Raw genomic sequence first — 20,751 nt, 5'->3', positions numbered from 1 at the left:
GAAACGCTTGTTTTCCTGTATCTGGAATTTTTTACGTAGAGAGTGGTTTTTGTTGATCGCCGTGGTGGCGATCGCCCTTATTGTTTTGCTATTTGAACTGCTCTGATGCGATGTGCCGTCTAACTATTTAGAATACTTATAAAATAAGGTTGTCTTTGGTGGAATAGTGATTGGGGAGTATTTTTGGCCACATCAAAAATCTCGATTAACTACATCCTATGAATTGGTTCACCAGCCTTCTGACCAGTACGCTTGGCAGAAAAATGATCATGGCCCTTACCGGCCTCTTTCTCGTCTTGTTTTTAGTAATTCACTTAATCGGCAACCTGCAGCTTCTGAAAAGCGACGGTGGCAACGCGTTTAATGTATATGCCCAATTTATGGGGCACAACCCTCTTATTCAGACCGTTTCGATCGGAAATTTCGCCTTCATTCTTATTCACGCCATCTGGGCATTGCTCCTCACCCTTCACAACCGCCGGTCACGCGGCGAAGTGGGCTACGCCGTCAGCAATAACTCTTCCGCATGGATGTCGCGCAGCATGGGGATTCTGGGAACACTTATCCTGATCTTCCTTATCGTTCACCTTCAGGGATTCTGGTTCCAGATGAAGTTTGGAAATGTGCCTTTTGTCACCGTTGATGGAAAAGATGTGAAAGACCTCTACACCGTGGTGGACGCCGCCTACCAGAACATCGGCTTTGTGGCCCTCTATGTGTTCAGCATGTGTGCGTTAGGCTTTCACCTGTGGCACGGCTTTGCCAGCGCGTTCCAGACACTGGGCTTAAATCACCTCAAGTATAACCCCATCATCCGCTTTGTGGGAAGGGCCTACGCCATCATTGTGCCGGCACTATTCGCCATCATTCCCATTTGGATGTACCTGAATTAAACTTCTGACAGGCAAAAAAAGTTAGAGCATGGACACAGCCCGTGTCCCGATCAAAAAAATAAACAGACAGATGAAATTAGATTCGAAAATACCGGAAGGACCGCTGGCCGAGAAATGGACAAAACACAAGTTTAACCTTAAACTGGTGAACCCGGCCAACAAGCGCAAGTTTGATGTGATTGTGGTGGGCACAGGCCTGGCCGGCGCTTCGGCTGCCGCCTCTTTGGGAGAGCTGGGCTATAATGTGAAAGCATTCTGCTTCCAGGATAGCCCCCGTCGTGCACACAGCATCGCCGCACAGGGCGGTATCAACGCAGCAAAGAACTATCAGAACGACGGTGACAGCGTGTATCGTTTGTTCTACGACACCATTAAAGGTGGCGACTACAGAGCGCGCGAAGGCAACGTGTATCGTCTGGCCGAAGTGAGCGTGAACATCATCGACCAGTGTGTGGCACAGGGCGTGCCCTTCGCCCGCGAATATGGCGGACTGCTGGCCAACCGTTCATTCGGGGGCGCACAGGTTTCAAGAACCTTCTATGCCCGCGGACAAACCGGACAACAGTTATTGCTCGGTGCCTACTCGGCCTTGAACCGCCAAATTGCCAATGGCAAAGTGACGATGTATACCCGCTCCGAAATGCTGGACGTGGTGCTGGTAGACGGCAAAGCGCGCGGCATTGTGACACGCGACCTGGTGACAGGCAAGATTGAATCGCACGCGGCCCACGCCGTGTTGATTTGCACCGGTGGCTATGGCAACGTATTCTTCCTCTCTACCAACGCCAAAGGTTCGAACGTTACCGCGGCCTGGAGAGCGCATAAGAAAGGCGCCTTGTTTGGCAACCCTTGCTATACACAAATTCACCCTACCTGTATACCCGTGTCGGGCGATCACCAGTCGAAGCTCACGCTCATGTCGGAATCGCTGCGCAACGACGGTCGTGTGTGGGTGCCTAAGACGGCGCGTCCCGGCCTCAAGGCAAAAGATGCTGCCAACATTCCGGAAGCCGACAGAGACTACTTCCTCGAAAGAAAATATCCATCGTTCGGAAACCTTGTTCCCCGCGACGTGGCCTCGCGCAATGCGAAGCAGATGTGCGACGAAGGTCGCGGCGTAGGCTCGGGCCTGGCGGTATTCCTCGACTTCTCCGACGCCATCAAACGCGACGGTAAGAAAACGATCGAAGCAAAATACGGAAACCTCTTTGACATGTATCAGCAGATCACGGGCGACAACCCCTACGAGATGCCGATGATGATCTACCCCGCAGTTCACTATACCATGGGCGGACTTTGGGTGGACTACAACCTCATGACTACGGTGCCCGGCCTCTATGCCCTGGGCGAAGCCAACTTCTCCGACCACGGTGCAAACCGCCTCGGCGCCAGCGCGCTGATGCAAGGGTTGGCCGACGGCTACTTCGTGATTCCCTATACACTCGGTGACTACCTGGCCGGACTGTCGCCTGAAAAAGTGACAACCGACCGTCCTGAGTTTAAGGAAGCGATTGACAAGGTGAACGGCACCATCAACAAATTCCTCTCCATCAAAGGCAAGCGCACGGTAGACGAGTTCCACCGCGAGCTTGGTCTCACCATGTGGGAATTCTGCGGCATGGCCCGTAACGAAGAAGGTTTGAAAGGCGCCAAGAAAAAGATTCAGGCGCTGAAAGAAGCTTTCTGGAAAGACGTGAATGTGTTGGGCGGCTCGCAAGAGTTGAACCAGGAACTGGAGAAAGCCATGCGTGTGGCCGACTTCATGGAGCTTGGAGAATTGATGGTAGACGACGCGTTGAACCGCTCCGAATCGTGTGGCGGTCACTTCCGCGAAGAATCACAAACACCCGATGGTGAAGCACTGCGCAAAGACGATGAGTTTGCCTATGTGGCCGCGTGGGAATACAAAGGCGAGAACCAGCAGGAAGTGTTGCACAAGGAAACCCTGGTGTTTGAAAATGTTAAGTTGACTCAAAGAAGCTATAAGTAATATGAAGATTAACCTGAAGATTTGGCGCCAGAAAAATAAGGATACTAAAGGTTCCTTTAAATCATATGCGTTGGACAACGTGTCGACCGACATGTCGTTTCTGGAAATGCTGGATGTGCTCAACCACGACCTCATTCACAAAGGCGAAGAGTCCGTAGCCTTCGATCACGATTGCCGCGAAGGCATTTGTGGCATGTGCAGCCTCTACATCAATGGCCGTCCGCATGGACCGCAGCAAACCACCACGTGTCAGCTGCACATGCGCTCGTTCAAAGATGGAGAGACCATTGTCATTGAACCGTGGAGAGCGAAAGCCTTCCCCGTCATCCGCGACCTCGTGGTAGACCGCACAGCTTTCGACCGCATTCAACAGGCGGGTGGCTATGTGTCGGTGAACACCGGCGGCGTGCCTGATGCCAACGAAATCGCGATCTCGAAAAAGATTGCCGACGAAGCGTTCGACTCTGCAGCCTGCATTGGTTGTGGTGCCTGCGTGGCCGCCTGCAAAAATGCATCGGCCATGTTGTTTGTGAGCGCCAAGGTGTCGCAGCTGGCCTTGTTGCCCCAAGGCAAACCCGAACGCAAAGAGCGTGTAGAGAAAATGGTGGCACAAATGGATGCCGAAGATTTTGGTGCCTGCACCAACACCGGCGCCTGCGAAGCCGAATGTCCCAAAGGCATCAGCCTCACCAACATCGCCCGCATGAACCGCGAGTATTTCTCGGCCATCACCACATCGTATGAAATCGAACTGAAGGGAGGAGACTAGTTCTTAGTCTTGAGTATTTAGTCCTGAGTCTTTAGTATTCAGAGCACAAAAAAACACCGTCCATTTTGGGCGGTGTTTTTTTTTTGTTGAATAGTACTAAAAAATACTAAGGACTAAATACTCAATACTAAGGACTAAAACTACTCACTCTTGCACGTGCTCACACCCAAACGTCCTGACGACACATCGCCGGTTGATTTGCCGATGTTGCCGGCGGCGAGAATGATGTCGCGGTCGGGGCCGGAGGCGGCCAGGTGCACCTTGATGCAGGCGTTGAGGTCAAGCAATTGTTTGTAGGTTATTTTCGATTCGTCGGCCAGTTGCAGCAGGGTGGTTTGGCTGGTGCCGTTGGTGCCGGTCACCGGGTTGAGCTGGGCTGCCACAGCCGCGTCGGGAGATGCGATGTTGCCCAGGTGAAGGTGCACCGGGAATTGGGCCGTGCCTTCGGTTCCCGTGAGGGCCATTTCGATGAAGGCGGTGCCGTCTTTCTTTTCTTTGAAGGTGGCCGTGCCACTGATGTTATAGGTAGAGCCCGCCTGCAGGGCATAGACGGTTTCATTGCCCGTGAAGTCCGACACAGCGGTTTGTTCGTTTTCGCGGCAGGCCGACAATAGCGTGCCGGTTGCCAGTATCCCCAAGATCAACTTTTTCATAGCCCCTGTTTCTTTGATTATTAAAGGTAAATATTTTGTTACATTCTTCACTATCGCGGCACCAATCCCGTTAGATTTGTCGGCCAGCCAAAGTTGGCACGGAAGTGGCCATAAGTGTTAACGTAGTCCGCTAATAGTTTATTTTGTGAAACGATTCTTTGCGATTCTCATCGTCCTTGCCGGTTGCAGCCCCAAGGTTCAGCCGCCCGACCCGGAATCATTAAAGCCCTCGTGGCTTAAAACTACCCCCTATCAGGACGGATTTTATACCGGCATTGGCCATAGCGTGAAAGACGGAAGCAACAACTACATCCAATCGGCCAAGAAAAGCGCGCTCGACGACCTGGTGTCGCAAATCAAAGTGAACGTGTCGAGCACGTCGGTGCTCAGCCAGCTGGAGCTGGACAAGAAGCTGACCGAACAATACGAACAGATTATCCAGACCACCGCCGCCGACGAGATCGAAGAGTTTGAACTGGTGGACGCCTGGGAAGACACCGGCAACTATTGGGTGTATTACCGCCTTTCGATTGCCCGCTACCGCCAGATCAAAGAAGAACAAAAACGCAACGCCGTGCTGCTGGCCACCGACTATCTGCAGAAAGCCCGCCAGGCCGAAAAAGTCGGCGACCGTCTGCCCGCCGTCAGCTTTTATTTTCAAGCCTTTCGGAGCCTGGAGAAATACCTGGGCGAAGCCATACGCGTAACGGTAGACGACAAAGAAGTGCTGCTCGTGAACGAGATTTATGCGTCGCTGCAAAACATACTCGACAAGATCAACATCCGCGTAACACCCTCTGAAATCACACTGAACCGTCGCGTGAATCAGTCAACGCAAACGGTGAGCGCAAAGGCTTCTTACAAAGATACCAGCAAACCTGCCGCCGGAGTTCCTTTATTCGCCGGTTTCGAAAAAGGCGCGGGCGATGTGTATCCCACCTACAAAGCCGACGATGCGGGCCAGGCAAAAATTCTGCTCACCAAAATCGGCTCCAAAGACCTTGAACAAACCGTTGGCGTGAAAGTTGACATCGACGCCCTGAGCGGATCGAGCAGTTCGCCCATCTATGCCCTCATTGCCAAAACCCTGAACGTGCCCCGCGCCCAAGTGGAGTTGAAAGTGCAACGCCCCATAGTTTACGTGACGGCCGAAGAGCGAAGCCTGGGGCAACAGAAAGCCGTTTTCCAGATCACCAACAAACTGAAAAACCTGCTGGCCAACAACGGCTTCGAATTTACCGAAGACAAGAAAGCCGCCGACCTCTGGTTCGACGTGCGTGCCGATTCGGAAAAAGGATCTGTGACAGGAAGCATCTATGTGACCTACCTGACAAGCGTGATCAAAGTGTCGGCCGTGAAAGAAGGCAAGGAGATCTATGCCACCACGCTCGACCGCATCAAAGGCTATGGCCTGGACTACGACAAATCGAGCGTGGATGCTTATAACAAAACCATGGAAACACTGGAAAAGGAACGCATGAACGAATTGCTGAATACCGTGCTGCAATGATGTTTTGATGTGGGAGGGGGGCTGAACGCCGGCTTTGCCTTGTGCGGTGATGATGCGGTGAAAGAATGAAGCGCGTCGTTAAAGACTTTGGTATTTAAATTGTAAAGTATAACTTAATAAACTAAATAAAACGTGAGAATATGAAACGAATCACCTATTCTACCTTGATGCTGGTTGCCCTTGGGGGCGTGTTTCTGGTTGGCTGTAAGAGCAAAGAGAAAACACCCAAAGGCGAAACCGAAGTAACCGTTCCGTGTTCCGGCCCTGACTTTTTTACGTCGAGCAAATTTTTCCGTGCAAACTCGATCGGTGAAAGCCAGGATCAGGTAACCTCCAAAAAGAAAGCGCTTGCCAACGCCCGTGCCGAACTCGCCGCCAGCATCCAAACCACCGTGAAGGCGGTGACCGACAACTACACCAACTCGCGCGAGATGAACAACAAGGAGCAGGTGGAAGAACGTTTCGAACAACTGAACCGCGAAATCGTGGACCAGAAACTCACGGGCATCAAAACCATCTGCGAAAAACTGATGCGCACCGACAACGCTACCTACAAAACCTACATCGCCATCGAACTCTCGGCCGAAGACCTGGTCGCTACCTACAACGAACGTCTTTCGAAAGACGACCGGTTGAAGATCGACTACGACTACGAGAAGTTTAAGGAAACCTTCGAAAAGGAAATGGAAAAGATGGGCAGCAACAACTAAGCGTCCTTCCAAAAACATAAAGCACGAAATGCCTCGGTAAATGCCGGGGCATTTTGCATTTTAGCAGGGCTAACGAATTGCACTATGGCCGGCTATTCAGGAACCCCCCTCATCAAAAAACTCGGTGTGAAAGCAAATACCACCCTCTACGCCTTTCGCGCCCCCGACAACTACGACCAACTGCTGGGCCCGCTACCCGAAGGCGCTATGCTAAAAGCAAAGCTGACAGGCTCCCTCGATTTCATCCACCTGTTTGTGAAAGAGCAAGCCGTATTCGAAAAAGAATTTCTACGCGCACAAAAGGTCCTGAAGAAAGACGGTATGTTATGGATATCCTGGCCGAAGAAAGCATCGAAGGTAGCAACCGATCTGGATGAGAATATTATTCGCGACTTCGGGTTGGCCAATGGGTTAGTGGACGTGAAGGTTTGCGCGGTGGATGAGGTGTGGTCGGGATTGAAGTTTATGTTTCGGTTGAAGGATCGGTAGGGCAAGTCGGAGACTTGCTGGATGATGGGCACGAGTCGGAGACTCGCGCCAGTACAATTGTTTGATAGTTATGATTTGATAGAAGGTAGATAAGTGTTGTAAAAATGAAAGTTAGGTACAAGGACTATGTGATTGAGATCATTGATGATCAACTGTACACTTTGAATTCGACGGACAATTTCACGTCGTATGCCGTTGAATACTTCGACGGAAAACCAAATTCGGATCGGGTATACGCAACGTCTAAGCACGGAATAAGAGTGGAGAAAGAGAATCGTGAGGTGGCCAGTGCAACTTGACCTGGAAACGTGTTTTTCGACTCAAGCTTCAAGGAGGATTTCATAGTTCATGGTGAACTTCAAATAACCAGGATTGACATGGCGGGGAATGAAAAGTGGCAGTTCTCGTCAATGGACATATTTGTCAGGCCCGATGGAACGGAGTCCATGCAGTGGATGGGCAACAAAATCAAGTTGATAGATTGGGAAGGCTACGAGTATTTACTCAATGAGGATGGCTAAGAGATCAGATGAATTTAGTCTTGCGTCGATGGCTGATACAAAGCTGCGACGTAAGTTTTATCAAGTTGCAGCACCGTAGAATTTCACAAGTTCATCTGCCGACACGATTCGTAAAGTTTTGTGCACGCGAATAAAAAAGGAGGCACACGCCTCCTTTTTTATTCTGAAAAATATTCTTAGAAAACAATCCCTATCTACCAACCACCAACTTAAACTTAACCGCCCGCTGATCAATAACCGCATCAATCACATACATCCCCGGAGCCAACGTCTCCGTAGACATATTCAGTTTGTCTCCCGCAACATGGTAGTCAACGTTCACGGTTTGTCCGAAGCTGTTGATGACGGTGAGCGATTCAAAGATAGAGCCGTTCAGGTTTACGCTGGTGTTTCCAAAAGCAGGGTTGGGATAGAGGGTGAAGTCTTCCTTCGTGGCGTTGGTTCTCACCATGCACAAGGAATGATAGGTTGCTGTTCCGTCGTAGTCAACTTGCTTCAGGCGATAATAGAACGTTCCGTTGCGGGCGCTCATGTCCACGTAGCTGTAGTGTTTTTGATCGAAGCTGTTTCCGCTGGCTTTCACTTGGCCCACGGTGTTGAATGTTTTTCCGTCGGAGGTTCGTTCCACATCAAAGTAGTCGCTGTTTTTTTCGGTGGCAGTTACCCACTTCAGTTCGGCTACGCCTTCGGCTGTGAGGCCGCAATCAAAGCTCAGCATTTCTACGGGCAGCGGATTGCCGTTGTCGGCTGTGCCCAGGGTGAAGGGGCCATAGACCGTGGAAGGTGATGCGTTGATGATGGTGCCGGCGGCCGATGTGCCGGTAGTGCCGCCGTTGCCCTGGTCGGCCCACAGCGATCCGTTCCAGGCGGCCACGCGCAACGAAGGAACGGTGCCCACGGTACCGCTGTTGCTGGCCCAGCTAAGGGTCACGTTCACTGTGCTTGTTCCGGTGGTGCGGTTCAGCATCCAATACTCCGCGTTGCTCACGTGATCGAGTGTGAAGGCGCGTTGGGCATTGGGATAGGTGCCGATAGGAGAGGTGTTGAAATACTGCGCGGTGAATGCATCGGTGGCCACGGCCGGTGACGAGATGGAGATGGGTCTGTAGAGCGTGCCCTTGCCCACGGGGAAGGTGAACGCGTTTGTGCCCACCTTGGTCACGTTGCCGCTCACAAAGCTGCTGTTGGATGCGCCCGAAACAGTGCCCCCGTTCAGTATGCGAAGCGTGCCGCTTTGGGTAACGATGCCGTTGGTGAATGTCATGTTGCCCGACACCTGATGTATGCCCGACGTCATGGTGATGCCGTTGGTTTTGTTGATGATCAGGTTGTTGAAGGTTTCGGCGTTGGTGCTGGTGATGGTGTTGCCCGCGCCGGTGCCCACAAAGCTTATCGATCCGGTGTTGGCCACATACGAGCCCCCGTTGTTCCAGTTGCCGTTCACATCGAGGTTGAAGGCGTTGGTGGTGAGGATCCCGGCCGGGATCAGGTTGGTGAAGGTGCTGGCCGCAACGGCGGGGCTGATGGTGATGTTGCGCACCACGGCGCCGCTAGCGTTGATGACGGGCATGTTTTGCGGACCTGCTGCCGGAATGATTACGTCGGTGGTTGCCGTGGGCACACCGTTGCACCAGTTGGCCGCAGAGAACCAATCGTTGCTTGTGCCGCCTAACCACACCGTGGTCCCGGCCGTGGGAGGAATGAGCGTAAACGCTACCTGGAGAAACGAACCACCCGTGCCCTGCTTCAGTTGCCACTCCACGGTGGAGTTGGCGTTCAGCACGCCGGTCCACACGTTGGTGTGCACGTCGCAGCAGCCGCCCGTGTGTTGCGCCACCTGCACACCGTTAATGAACAGCAGGAAGTCGTCGTCGTGTCCGGGAACATCCAGTTGATAGGTGCCGCAGGTGAAGCCTGTGCGTTTGAAGCTGAGGCTTATGGTGGTGGCGTTCATCGTGCAACCCAGCCATGCGTTTCCGTTGGTGGCATTTGCTGTTGAAGGTGCCAGGCCTGTGCCCCAGCGTGTACGCGTATCAAAATCCAAACCGGTGGCACCGCTGCCGTTCTCGGTATAGTAGCCCTGATAGCTTGTGCCTATGGTGGTGGAGTTGAAGCCATACACATTCCACGTGCCCGTGGGAAAGGTGGAAACGGTGGCCAGCGGAATAACGGTGATGGTTGATGTTGCGGCATTGGAAGCGCAGTTGTTCGAACCCGTCACCGTATAGGTCGTAGTGGTGGTGGGCGTGGCTACCACAGAGAAGCCGGTGGTGGCGCTAAGGCCCGCCGCAGGACTCCACGTGTAGCTCGCAGCACCACTGGCCGTTAAGGTGATGCCCGCCGTGGGGCAGATGATGGTGCCAGAAGTAGGTGTCACGGTGGTGTTGGGAACGGGGTTCACGGTCATCGTAAAACTCCGGGTCACCGAACATCCCGTGGTGGCGGCGTCGGTCAGTGTGTTGATGACGGTGTAGGCTCCGCCCGGCGTGGCGGCCGTGGTTTGAATGGTGGGAGCAGAGCCGGTGTTGCTCGGTGTGAACGTGATGGTGGGATCGGCCGGACTCACGGCCCACGAATAGGTTGCGCCCGCCAGTGCCGACGTGGCACTGAGCACGGCACCCGTGCCTGCACAAACCACGATGTCGGTGTTGAGCGACTGAGGCCGCGACGCAGAAGCCGCGAACGACACTTGCAACTGACCAGGGCCATTAAAGTTGATGAGTTGGAATTCTACCGTAGACGTGGGGCCGAGAAATCCTGTCCACACGTTGGGCTGCAACACGCTGGTGAAGGCGTTGCGTTGAAACACCTGCACGCCGTCAATAAGCATGGTAAGGTAGTCGTCCTGGTAGGGGATGTCGATCTGATAGTAGCCACATGTGAAGTTGGTTCGCTTGAAGCTCATGGAATAGTTCGTGGCAGGAACGGTACAGCCCGAATAGGCCGAGCCCGTGGTTGCATTCGCTATTGTGGGACCGCTGGCGGGTGCCCATCGCGTTGCCGTGTTGAAGTTCAGCGTGTTTTCGGAATAGTAGCCGTAGAAGTCGGTGAGGTTGGTGCTGTTATACGTGAACACGTTCCACACACCGTTTCCAAAAGCCGATGGCGATGGCGAACCCGGAATGGTCTGCACGGTCACCGTGCTGGTGGCGGTGCCATTGCCTCCCGGCGCCGCACAACCGTTGTTGCCCACCACGGTATAGGTAGTGGTGGAGGGTGGGTTGGCGATGACCACATTTCCGGTAGTGGCACTGAGTCCCGTGGCAGGCGACCAGGTGTAGGTGGAGGCGCCGCTGACAGACAAGGTTGACGTAACAACGCCGGAACATATCGTTGCCGGCACGGTGGTGAGGGTGAGTGTAGGCGTGGCGTTAGACACCGTCACGGTTACGTTGCCCGTTACGGAGCATCCCGTGGTGGCGTCGGTGCCGGTCACGGTGTAGGTGCGTGTTGTGGCGGGTGCGGCCTGCACGCTGGCACCCAATCCGCTGGCCGGTGTGAGGCCGTTGGTGGGTGTCCATGCATAGCTCAATGCCACGGGTGCGCTCACCGACAGCGTGGCCGGTGTGATGGGCGCAGAGCACTGCACAATGTTGGGCGACACAGTCAACGGGTTGGCCGCGGTGTTGAAGCTGGCCTGCAAATAGCCGGTGCCCCCGCCGTTGAAGAGTTGAAACTCAACTGTAGATGCATTGTTCAGAAATCCTGTCCACACATTGGTGTGCGCATCGCAGCAGCCCACGTGGCTGAAAACCTGCGTGCCGTTAATGAACAGGCGTATATCATCATCGTGGGCGGGGATGTCGATCTGGTAGTAGCCGCACGTGAAGTTGGTTCGCTTGAAACTCATGGCATAGTTTGTTGCCCCCACAGGACATCCCGCGTAAGCGGAACCCGATGTTGCATCGGCTGCGCCTGGACCAACGGCGTTGCCCCAGCGATTGCGCGAGTCAAAGCTCAGGTTGTTTTCGGTATAGGTTCCCACATAGGTGTTGTTGGTGATGGGAAAAGCATTGCCGGCATAGGCATACACATTCCAGGCGGTTGTTCCGAACACATTCGGATTGCCCGCGCTGGCGTTGATGGTGATGTCTGTTCCGTTGCTCGCGCCCAGCACCCCCGTGCCCGGGTTGGAGCTGACCACCCGAATGCGATAGCCTGTGCCCGCCGGTGTGCCGCCGGGAATCGTGGCCACAATAGTGCCCGAACCCGTGGCCTGCAATGTGCCAAGCGTGGTGGGTGAAGCGAAGCTGCCCGTGGGGCCTGACAATTGCGCCGTGAAGATGTTGTTGGCCGGTGTGTTGGGAAACGCGCAGGCGCTTTGAATGGTATAGGCTACGTTAAACACCTGGCCCTGACAAAACGAAGTGCCCGTGAAGGTGGGCGCGTTTATGCCCAGGGCATTGATGGTGATGTCGGCGCCGTTGTCGAGACTGGTAACGGCCGGGTTAGACGCCACCACACGAATGCGATAGCCCGTGCCAAAGGTCGTTGCCGGTGGAATGGTAACCGCGAAGTTGCCGGGCGCGGTGGCGTTGGATGTGCCGATGGTGACCGGCGACGCAAAGCTGCCACTGGCATCGGAGAGCTGCGCCGTAAACGTGTTGCCTGCAATGAAATTACACCCGCTCACAAACGTATAGCTCAGCGTGAATGTGGCACCCGCGCAATAGGTAGTGGCACCAAAGGTCGGCGCGTTGAGGTTGATGGCATTGACGGTGAGGTTGGCACCGTTGTCGGGGCTGATGAGCCCGATGCCCGGGTTGGAGCTGACCACACGGATGCGGTAGCCGTTGCCCGGCGTGGTGCCCACAGGTATGGTGGTGGCGATGGAACCCCCGGTGTTTGACGTAACTGTGCCGATCACCGTGGGGCTCGAGAAAGCACCAAAGGCATTCGACAACTGCGCCGTGAACACGTTGGCCGACGGCGTGTTGGGAAGCCCGCAGGCATTCAGCAAGGTATAGTTCACCGTGAGCGGCTGGTTGGGACACAACGTTGTGCCAATAAACGTAGGCGCATTAATGCCGTAGGCACTCACCGTGAGGTTGGCGCCGTTGATCGCGCTGGTGAGCGCAGGGCTGGTGCTGGTGACACGCATTCTGAAACCTGTTCCCGGCGTGGTGTTGCCGGGGATGGTAACGGAAATAGTTCCTCCCGCTGTGGAGGCCGAAGTGCCGATAACAACCGGCGCAGCAAAGCTCCCCGCCCCATCCGAAAGCTCAACATTAAAGGTGTTGCCCGCCCCGAACGCACAGGCGTTGCTGAGGTTGTTGGTGATGTTATAGCTGGTGGCCAAACAAAAGGTTGTGCCCGTTACGGTAGGGGCGTTGAGCCCGGGTGCGTTAATGGTGAAAGTACCGCTCACGGTGCCCGTCACCACCGGATTTGAGCTGACCACCCGAATGCGATAGGCCGCTCCGGCGGGTGCAGCCGATGGAAGCGTAACCGAAATGGCACCCGCTGTGAGCGACGCCACAGACCCGATGGTGGTGGGCGTGGTGAAGCTGCCCGTGTTGTCGGAGAGTTGCGCCGTGAATGTGTTGCCCGCGCCAAAGCTACACGCGTTGGGAAGGTTGTTTGTGATGTTGAACGTAGCACCCTGGCAAAACGGAGAGCCCGCCACGGTGGGGGCACTGATGCCAAGCGCACTGATGGTGAAGGCGCCGCTGTTGGCACTGGTCACTACCGGGCTGGAGCTGACCACACGCATAACATAGCCCGCGCCCGCTGCCGTACCCAACGGAAGGGTCACGGAAATGGCACCGCCTGTGACTGACGAGACAGAACCGATGTTAACGGGCGCACCAAAGGTTCCGGCCGCGTTCGACAGCTGCACGGTGAACGTGTTGCCGGCCCCAAAGTCGCAGGCGTTGGGTAAGTTGTTTGTGATGTTAAAGGTAGTGCCTGCGCAAAATGGCGTACCCGTCACGGTAGGTGCACTGAGGCTAACGGCACTGATGGTGAAGGCGCCGCTGTTGGCACTGGTCAATGCCGGGCTGGAGCTTACCACCCGCACAACATAGCCCGCACCCGCCGCGGTACCCAAGGGAAGGGTCACGGAAATGGCGCCGCCCGTCACCGACGAAACAGAGCCAATGTTAACGGGCGCACCAAAGGTTCCGGCCGCGTTCGACAGCTGAACCGTGAATGTGTTGCTGGCCCCGAAGTCGCAGGCGTTTGCCAGGTTGTTGGTGATGTTGAAGGTAGTGCCCGCACAAAACGGAGAGCCCGTCACGGTGGGAGCACTGAGCGCGGGTGCTGTGATGGTGAATGCAGAAGATGATGCGCTGGTGATGGCCGGGCTGGAGCTGACCACACGGATCGCATAGGCGGCACCTGCCGCCGTGCCCACAGGCAGCGTCACGGAGATGTTGCCGCCCGTTGTGGACGACACAGAGCCAATGTTAACAGGTGCACCAAACGTTCCGGCCGCGTTGGACAGCTGCACGGTGAAGGTGTTGGCCGCTCCGAAGCTACAGGCATTTGCCAGATTGTTCGTGATGTTGAAGGTAGTGCCAGCACAAAACGGTGAGCCTGCGACGGTGGGCGCACTGAGCCCAAGTGGCGTGATGGTGAACGCCGCAGACGACGCGCTGTTGAGCGCCGGGTTGGAACTGGTGACGCGCACCACATAGCCCGCGCCCGCCGCCTGTGTCAGGGGGATGGTTACGGCCAGTGATGTGGCGCTGTTGCTGCTCACCGATCCCAGTGTAGTGGGCGCACCAAAGGTTCCGGCAGCGTTCGACAGCTGGACGGTGAACGTGTTTCCCGCCGTGAAATTGCTGGATATGGCCCAGTTCACGGTGATGGAAGAACCGGCACAATAGGGGCCAGCGGTTGAAATGGTGGGGGCGCCTGTGAACGTTTGAGAAAAACAAAGGGCCGAAGAGAAGGTGAAAAAAAGGGCAACCAGATTACGAATCACGTTGCCGCGAGTGAGCGATGAAGTCATTAGGTTTTGTAGGGTTTGGGCTCGTCTACAGTTCCGCAATATACCAATAAATTTTATTGCAGTGGTAGCATCGTTGGGTTTGTCGGTGTTTTTTGTGGGAGATACGGTGTGGAATTATTTACACAGTGTGCGTGTGTGTGATCTCTGATCGAGCACGCTCACACCCTTAATCCCTGAAGCACAGGAAATGCATTGGCCTTGGCAACGTTTGAAAGGCGAGCCAGTTTTAATAGCGGTTGCTGAAGCAGAAACAGAGAACTTATCCGGATGTTTAGGGCGCATGGTGAAAAGTTTATTCCATGCGGAATAAAGGCAGGGTTGGTGCCAGGCCTATGCCCGCCTGATAGAAATCGATAACTTTAGTTTCATTGGGATGCTCCATACCCCATCCTTTCAGCAATTAAAAACAGGATCAAACAATGTTTAATCGTGTCTCAAATTTCAGAACTGATAAACTAAAGCCAATTATAAAAGTCGCCGGCTATTGGGCGTTGTTTCTTATCGTATTAATCCCTTTCTTGATTCAATCCGGCACTATCTTCTCAACGCATGTTCACCGCTTTGCCGTTGGTGTTTTTGGTTCAGCTTTGGCTTTGTTTGTTACCTGGATCTTTTTGAGATCGGAGCGAAGTTCTTTCGCAGATTATGACCTGATTTGGAACCGGGCACATTGTTCAGGTTTATTGCAGGGCTATTAACAGGCGTGGCCAGTATCGCCCTAATCATGTTGATGTTAGTGCTATTGGCCGGACTTGACATTCAGAAAAATCCCCAACCCCGAGACCCCTGCATTTGGTTCTGGTATTTGGCCATACTTCCGGCGGCATTTATGGAAGAAATTGCTTTTCGATCATATCCTCTGTTAAAACTGAAAAGGACCATGGGGCTATGGCCGGCCCAGCTCATAATTTCGGTTGCGTTCATTCTTTATCATATATCTCTGGGGTGGAGCATCCTCACCGCTTCACTGGGACCTGGAGTATGGGCATTTGTATTTGGAATAGCAGCAATCAGATCTAAGGGCATTGCACTACCCACAGGAATTCACGTGGGTTTAAACCTAACGCTTTCAATACTCGGGATGAATCAAGGCGTGGAATCATTGTTCGTAACGTCGCAGAACGACAACGTATCCAATTCAATTTTTAACTTGCTTACGAGAGTCCTGGTTTTATCGGCAGGAATATTTCTTACAGAATGCTTTATTCGAAAATCGAAGAATGAGAACAGAAGTAGCGAAATACGTTTGCCCATGGCCGACAATGCCGATTGAAGAATTGTAGAAGAGACGTGTAAGGTCTTTCTTGGCGAAAGGACCTTACACGTTGGTTCCTGAGTATGACGTTACATTGATCCGTGTTTGACGAATCGCATTTAGCCTTACCGAACTGTGATAGTTCCTTCCACACCTTCCTGAAATGTTTTTCCCGAAACGGCCGATGCGAGAATCTTGATTGTCGACACCAGCTTTCCATCTTTGGTGTCCCAATAAAATCCTTGTTCGGGTGTCACTTTAATGACCGTTACACGGGGGTCGTCTTTGCCTTCGTGGAACCATGCTTTGGCGATGTCGGTCCATAGCTCGTCGATCTTTTGTGGGTCGCGGGTGATGGTGGCATGGCCGTAGATAGACAGGAATTCGTAGTTCGAGGTGTTGCTGATGAAGAGTTGCACTCTGGGGTCGTCGGCGATCTCCTGATTTTTGTCGCTGTCGGAGGCGCTGAGAAACCAGAAGTTTCCTTGGTCGCACACTTTCTGAATGCCCATGGGGCGCGTGGTTAAGGGAAGCTGCGTGAGCTGTGTTGTGAAGAGGCAGGTCGATTCATGTTTCACAAGTTCTTTAAACTTGTCGATGGCCTCTTCGTGGGTAAGGTTTTTTATTTCCGATGCTTCGTTTTTCATGATGTTTGTGTTTAGTGTTTGAGAAATATCTTCTCAAAATTCATTCCGGCTCAGCAGGGCGATTTTGTTTAAGGGATGGTTTGATGCGCGCAGATAAACATGCCCGGCGTTGAACAGAATAGGATGCGAATGCCACACGTGTGGAGATTGTTGCAGGGTGGCGTTGATGTTGAAAGGGGCGTGTGTCAAATTAACATCGAAGGGCTTATGGAAGGAGACACCGCGTGAGGGGTGGAAGAGGAAAGCCCACAGCGAAGGGCGGGAGGTGCGGTGGGGCGAGGACTTGCAACGGACAACCGACCCGACGGAGGAGGGGCACGCCCACCGCGCTGTTTGTTGTGAAGTTCTGACACCGCGGCGCCGGTGGTGCGATGAAAACTGTTTTTTGACACACGCGGAAACGAATTGTTTCGCGACCACGTTAGGGATGCTTATGACGGCAGAAGGCCCGACGGAGTTTCAGGCGAGACATTGGTCGAAAAGGAGAGGGGAGAATTCCCTTGAAGCATTCGATTGCAACGCCTCCCGAACGACTGTTAATCCATAAGCCCTACATACCCTACAATTTAAATAGATTTTAATTTGATTATTTGAGGCGCGTAGCCTACTTTCGTTGGAACGTATGAAGAATGTGATGACCATTATGCCGAAGAAGATCAATACAGCGAAGTGTTGCTGTAAACATTTTCATGTAGAGGCAGGAGCATCCGGTACGTAAGACACAGTAGAAACTGAAAACAGAACAACATACCGAGCCTTTCCTGCCACAGGAAAGGCTCTTTTATTTAACCACCATACCAAACGAACAACCGCTCAGAACATGGAAAGCTTTCGCTCAGAACTAGAAGACTTGAACAACCCCATCGTTGCACGCGACATCATTGACCTGGAAAAGAAAATCAGGCTCTTCCGCGATGGAAAGATAGACAGTGAAAAATTCCGTGGCCTCCGGTTGGCACGCGGCATCTATGGGCAGCGCCAACCCGGCGTGCAAATGATCCGCATCAAACTGCCCTACGGGCGGCTTACCACCAAACAAATGCGCCGCATCGCCGACATCTCAGACGAATATGCCAGCAGCACCCTGCACGCCACCACACGCCAGGACATCCAGATTCACTTTGTGAGCCTGGACCGCACACCCGAGCTGTGGGCCAAACTGGAGAAAGACGAAATCACCACCCGCGAAGCCTGCGGCAACACCGTGCGCAACATCACGGCATCGCCCACCGCGGGCATCGACCCCAAAGAACTCTTCGACGTGTCGCCCTATGCGAACGAAATGTTTAAATACTTTTTGCGCAACCCGATTTGCCAGGAGATGGGCCGCAAATTCAAAATTGCTTTCTCCAGCAGCGACGACGACACCGCCTACACCTTCATTCACGACCTCGGCTTCATTCCCCGCATCGTGGACGGCAAGCGTGGTTTCAAGGTGGTGATTGCCGGTGGCCTGGGCGCCAACCCCTATCTGGCACCGGTGGCGCACGAGTTCCTGGAAGAAGACCAGATTGTGCCCTTCACCGAAGCTGTGTTGCGCGTGTTCGATCGCTATGGCGAACGCAACCGCCGCATGAAAGCACGCCTCAAGTTTTTGCTCGACGACATCGGGCTCGAAGCCTTGCTGGCGCTGGTGCAGGAAGAGCGACTGGCCATTAAAAACAAAAGCTACGCCATCAACACAGAGGCGTTGCCCGACCCGGTAATTCCCGAAGAGCTGGCTGGCGGCATTGCCGAAGTCACCGATCAAAAGAAATATGAGCAGTGGCACGACACCAACGTGTTTGAGCAAAAACAGGAAGGCTTCTTTGGTGTGAATGTGAAAGTGCCGCTGGGCAACTTCACGTCAAACATGGCGCGTTCGTTCTCCAGCATCGTAGATCAGTTTGCGGCCGACGAAATGCGCGTCACCATCAACCAGGGCTACCTGCTCCGCTTTGTGCGCGGCGAAAACCTGAAACACCTCTATCTCGCACTCGACCGTTTGGGATTGGCCGAGCCCGGCTTCGACAGCGTGGCCGACGTAACGGCGTGCCCCGGCACCGACACCTGTAACCTCGGCATCTCGAGCAGCACCGGCATTTCGCTGGCGCTCGAAAAAGTGGTGCGCGAAGAGTTTCCCGACCTCATCTATAACAACGACATCAAAATCAAAATCAGCGGTTGCCCGAACTCGTGCGGTCAGCACGGGTTGGCCAGCATTGGTTTGCACGGCAGCACCATCAAAGACAAGCAAGGCAAAGTGTTGCCCGCGCTGGTCGTGTTGTTGGGCGGTGGCAAACTGCAGGGCGGCGATGGCATCATCTCCGACAAAATCATCAAGATCCCCAGCAAGCGTGGGCCTGTGGCGCTGCGCTATCTGTTGGGCGACTATGAAGCCAACAGTCTGCCCGGCGAATATTATCACGACTACTTTAAACGCATCGGCAGAAACCACTTCTACCAATTGCTGAAACCGCTTGGCGACATCACGGCCACAACGCCCGATGAATATATCGACTGGGGCGAAGACCACAACTTCATTCTGCACACCGCCGTGGGCGAGTGCGCGGGGGTGATGATCGACCTCGTGTCGACATTGCTCTATGATTCGGAAGATAAATTGGGCTGGGCAAAAGAGGCTTTGGATCAGGGCATGTATGCCGACTCGATCTATCACAGCTACAGCGCATTCATCAACACGGCGAAAGCATTGTTGCTGGGTCGCGATGTGAAGCCCAGCACACAGATTCAGACCATACTCGATTTCCAGAAACTGTTTGTGGAAACCGGCGCGTTTGCCTTCGAAGGCAACTTTAAAGAACACGTGTTGCGCATCAACAAGAACGAACCTTCCGAAAGTTTTGCGCGCACCTTCCTGGCCGACTCCACGAAATTTATGGCCAGCGTTTCCACGTTCAGAGCGGAAGAAACGGATGGTGGAGAAAAAGAAACAGTGAAAGTCGCTGTAGCAAAATGATACCAACCGTGCTCACATTTGGCAAACCACCACGCGTCACGCTGGTGGGAGCAGGACCGGGCGATCCGGAACTGCTAACCTTGAAGGGGCTGATGGCGCTGAAGGCTGCCGACGTGGTGCTGTTTGATGCACTGGTGTCGGAAGAAATTCTGTCGCTCATACCCGTGGGGGTGCCGGCGTTTTCGGTAGGGAAACGTGCGGGCGCGCATTCGCACAGCCAGGACGAGATCAACGAAATGATTGTGGAATATGCCTATGCCTTTGGCCACGTGGTGCGGCTGAAAGGCGGCGATCCGTTTGTGTTTGGCCGTGGTGCCGAAGAAGTGGCCTTTGCCGAACTGCATGGCGTGACCACCGCCGTGGTGCCGGGCATTAGCAGCGCGCTGGCCGTGCCAGCAAGCGTGAACGTGCCGGTGACGGAGCGCGGCGTGAGCGAAAGCTTTTGGGTGGTGACGGGCACCACAAAGTCGGGCGACCTGTCGAACGACATTGCCCTGGCCGCACAGTCGTCGGCCACGGTGGTGATTTTGATGGGGCTCAATAAAATTGAATCCATCATGCAGCTGTTTGCACAGCATGGCAAATCGGAAACGCCGGTGGCCGTGGTGCAGAACGGCACGTTGCCAAGTCAAAGCATGGTCACCGGCAAGGTGAACGACATAGTGGCCAAGGTAGCGGCGGTGGGCATTGGCTCCCCGGCCATCATGATTGTGGGCGAAGTGGTGCGGCATGCCCGTGCACTGACCGACCTCACGCAGGAAGTAGTTACACAGTATCAATAAAATAAAACATCCCCATGGAGCGCAACAACCTTTTCCCCGTTTTCCTGAAACTGGAGTCGCTCGACACCCTGATTGTGGGCGGCGGCAACGTAGGACTTGAAAAACTATCGGCCATTCTAAAGAACAGTCCCCTGGCAAAGGTGACGCTGGTGGCCCGTACCATTCAGGATTCTATAAAGGAACTGGCCAAGGCGCATCCGCAGGTGAAGTTGTTTGAGCGCAATTTCAAGTTGTGGGATTTGTGGGACAAAGACCTGGTGTTGCTGGCTACCGACAACCGCATTTTGCACGAAGCCATTCAGAAGCTGGCCCGCACACGACGAATTCTGGTGAACGTGGCCGACACACCCGACCTCTGCGATTTTTATCTCGGGTCGGTAGTGACCAAAGGCAATTTGAAAATCGGAGTGTCAACCAACGGCAAGTCGCCCACGGTTGCCAAGCGCATACGCGAATACCTGGACGAAGCCATCCCCGACGATACGAATGTGTTGTTGGATAACATGCAGAAGATACGCAACCAGATTAAAGGGGATTTTAATCACAAGGTGAAAGTGTTGAACGACATCACCACCACGTGGCTGGAAGATGCCGCGGTGGTGAAGTGAGAAGCACCAG

Annotated in this window: 14 protein-coding genes; 10 read left to right on the top strand and 4 right to left on the bottom strand. The window is 54.0% G+C overall.

Annotation, left to right across the window (positions count from 1 at the left end; all coding sequences use genetic code 11):
* Nucleotides 1-218 precede the first annotated feature (218 nt).
* The 3 genes from JI741_RS15655 to JI741_RS15645 all read left to right on the top strand — a co-directional run bounded on the left by JI741_RS15655 (nt 219) and on the right by JI741_RS15645 (nt 3,652).
* The gene (locus JI741_RS15655; protein ID WP_202011152.1) at nt 219-893 is read left to right on the top strand and encodes a succinate dehydrogenase cytochrome b subunit; all 675 of its coding nucleotides are present in this window, start codon (nt 219-221) and stop codon (nt 891-893) included.
* 70 nt (nt 894-963) lie between these two features.
* Nucleotides 964-2,883, top strand: coding sequence for a fumarate reductase/succinate dehydrogenase flavoprotein subunit (locus tag JI741_RS15650; protein WP_202011150.1), 1,920 nt, complete (start codon nt 964-966; stop codon nt 2,881-2,883).
* 1 nt (nt 2,884) lies between these two features.
* Complete coding sequence (locus JI741_RS15645; RefSeq protein WP_202011148.1) at nt 2,885-3,652, top strand: succinate dehydrogenase/fumarate reductase iron-sulfur subunit; 768 nt, start codon at nt 2,885-2,887, stop codon at nt 3,650-3,652.
* Nucleotides 3,653-3,792: 140 nt separating this feature from the next.
* Here the strand turns inward: JI741_RS15645 and JI741_RS15640 are convergent, their stop codons facing one another.
* Nucleotides 3,793-4,305: a hypothetical protein gene (locus tag JI741_RS15640; protein ID WP_202011146.1), complete on the bottom strand. Its 513-nt coding sequence runs from the start codon at nt 4,303-4,305 to the stop codon at nt 3,793-3,795.
* A 145-nt stretch (nt 4,306-4,450) separates the two neighbouring features.
* Here JI741_RS15640 and JI741_RS15635 point away from each other — a divergent pair, with 145 nt between their 5' ends.
* From JI741_RS15635 to JI741_RS15625, 3 genes are all read left to right on the top strand, one after another.
* Nucleotides 4,451-5,815: an LPP20 family lipoprotein gene (locus JI741_RS15635; RefSeq protein WP_202011144.1), complete on the top strand. Its 1,365-nt coding sequence runs from the start codon at nt 4,451-4,453 to the stop codon at nt 5,813-5,815.
* A gap of 140 nt (nt 5,816-5,955) precedes the next feature.
* Nucleotides 5,956-6,525, top strand: coding sequence for an LPP20 family lipoprotein (locus JI741_RS15630; protein ID WP_202011142.1), 570 nt, complete (start codon nt 5,956-5,958; stop codon nt 6,523-6,525).
* A gap of 84 nt (nt 6,526-6,609) precedes the next feature.
* Nucleotides 6,610-7,014 (top strand): DUF3052 domain-containing protein, encoded by a 405-nt coding sequence (locus JI741_RS15625; RefSeq protein WP_202011140.1) that lies wholly within the window; start codon nt 6,610-6,612, stop codon nt 7,012-7,014.
* Nucleotides 7,015-7,725: 711 nt separating this feature from the next.
* Here JI741_RS15625 and JI741_RS15620 read toward each other — a convergent pair.
* Nucleotides 7,726-14,490 carry a T9SS type A sorting domain-containing protein gene (locus JI741_RS15620; protein WP_202011138.1) on the bottom strand — a complete coding sequence of 2,255 codons (6,765 nt, stop codon included), beginning with the start codon at nt 14,488-14,490 and terminating at the stop codon, nt 7,726-7,728.
* A 724-nt stretch (nt 14,491-15,214) separates the two neighbouring features.
* Here JI741_RS15620 and JI741_RS33080 point away from each other — a divergent pair.
* Nucleotides 15,215-15,763 (top strand): CPBP family intramembrane glutamic endopeptidase, encoded by a 549-nt coding sequence (locus JI741_RS33080; RefSeq protein WP_369411820.1) that lies wholly within the window; start codon nt 15,215-15,217, stop codon nt 15,761-15,763.
* Between the two features lie 107 nt (nt 15,764-15,870).
* Here JI741_RS33080 and JI741_RS15610 read toward each other — a convergent pair whose 3' ends face one another.
* Together JI741_RS15610 and JI741_RS15605 are read right to left on the bottom strand one after the other, a co-directional pair.
* Nucleotides 15,871-16,392, bottom strand: coding sequence for a pyridoxamine 5'-phosphate oxidase family protein (locus tag JI741_RS15610; protein WP_202011134.1), 522 nt, complete (start codon nt 16,390-16,392; stop codon nt 15,871-15,873).
* A 33-nt stretch (nt 16,393-16,425) separates the two neighbouring features.
* A complete protein-coding gene (locus JI741_RS15605) occupies nt 16,426-16,581 on the bottom strand; it encodes a hypothetical protein (RefSeq protein ID WP_202011131.1) in 156 nt (51 codons plus the stop codon).
* A 631-nt stretch (nt 16,582-17,212) separates the two neighbouring features.
* Between JI741_RS15605 and JI741_RS15600 the strand changes: the two genes are divergently transcribed.
* The 3 genes from JI741_RS15600 to JI741_RS15590 are packed head-to-tail and all read left to right on the top strand — an operon-like array spanning nt 17,213 to nt 20,741.
* Complete coding sequence (locus JI741_RS15600) at nt 17,213-19,351, top strand: ferredoxin-like domain-containing protein (protein WP_202011129.1); 2,139 nt, start codon at nt 17,213-17,215, stop codon at nt 19,349-19,351.
* Nucleotides 19,348-20,133 (top strand): uroporphyrinogen-III C-methyltransferase, encoded by a 786-nt coding sequence (cobA, locus tag JI741_RS15595; protein WP_202011127.1) that lies wholly within the window; start codon nt 19,348-19,350, stop codon nt 20,131-20,133. The genes JI741_RS15600 and cobA overlap by 4 nt, the downstream gene beginning before the upstream one ends.
* A 14-nt stretch (nt 20,134-20,147) precedes the next feature.
* Nucleotides 20,148-20,741: a precorrin-2 dehydrogenase/sirohydrochlorin ferrochelatase family protein gene (locus JI741_RS15590; protein WP_202011125.1), complete on the top strand. Its 594-nt coding sequence runs from the start codon at nt 20,148-20,150 to the stop codon at nt 20,739-20,741.
* Nucleotides 20,742-20,751 lie beyond the last annotated feature (10 nt).

The organism is Chryseolinea lacunae, assembly GCF_016735595.1.
GTDB lineage: Bacteria > Bacteroidota > Bacteroidia > Cytophagales > Cyclobacteriaceae > Chryseolinea > Chryseolinea lacunae.
The sequence above is the reverse complement of the archived record's forward strand: the minus strand, read 5'-3'. Positions and strand labels throughout refer to the sequence as shown.

Excerpts from the sequence above, each read along its gene's own strand:
- JI741_RS15600 (WP_202011129.1), top strand. The coding sequence starts at position 17,213 with ATGGAAAGCTTTCGCTCAGAACTAGAAGACTTGAACAACCCCATCGTT.
- JI741_RS15640 (WP_202011146.1), bottom strand. The coding sequence starts at position 4,305 with ATGAAAAAGTTGATCTTGGGGATACTGGCAACCGGCACGCTATTGTCG.
- JI741_RS15620 (WP_202011138.1), bottom strand. The coding sequence starts at position 14,490 with ATGACTTCATCGCTCACTCGCGGCAACGTGATTCGTAATCTGGTTGCC.
- JI741_RS33080 (WP_369411820.1), top strand. The coding sequence starts at position 15,215 with ATGTTGATGTTAGTGCTATTGGCCGGACTTGACATTCAGAAAAATCCC.
- JI741_RS15630 (WP_202011142.1), top strand. The coding sequence starts at position 5,956 with ATGAAACGAATCACCTATTCTACCTTGATGCTGGTTGCCCTTGGGGGC.
- JI741_RS15625 (WP_202011140.1), top strand. The coding sequence starts at position 6,610 with ATGGCCGGCTATTCAGGAACCCCCCTCATCAAAAAACTCGGTGTGAAA.
- cobA (WP_202011127.1), top strand. The coding sequence starts at position 19,348 with ATGATACCAACCGTGCTCACATTTGGCAAACCACCACGCGTCACGCTG.
- JI741_RS15610 (WP_202011134.1), bottom strand. The coding sequence starts at position 16,392 with ATGAAAAACGAAGCATCGGAAATAAAAAACCTTACCCACGAAGAGGCC.
- JI741_RS15655 (WP_202011152.1), top strand. The coding sequence starts at position 219 with ATGAATTGGTTCACCAGCCTTCTGACCAGTACGCTTGGCAGAAAAATG.
- JI741_RS15590 (WP_202011125.1), top strand. The coding sequence starts at position 20,148 with ATGGAGCGCAACAACCTTTTCCCCGTTTTCCTGAAACTGGAGTCGCTC.
- JI741_RS15645 (WP_202011148.1), top strand. The coding sequence starts at position 2,885 with ATGAAGATTAACCTGAAGATTTGGCGCCAGAAAAATAAGGATACTAAA.
- JI741_RS15650 (WP_202011150.1), top strand. The coding sequence starts at position 964 with ATGAAATTAGATTCGAAAATACCGGAAGGACCGCTGGCCGAGAAATGG.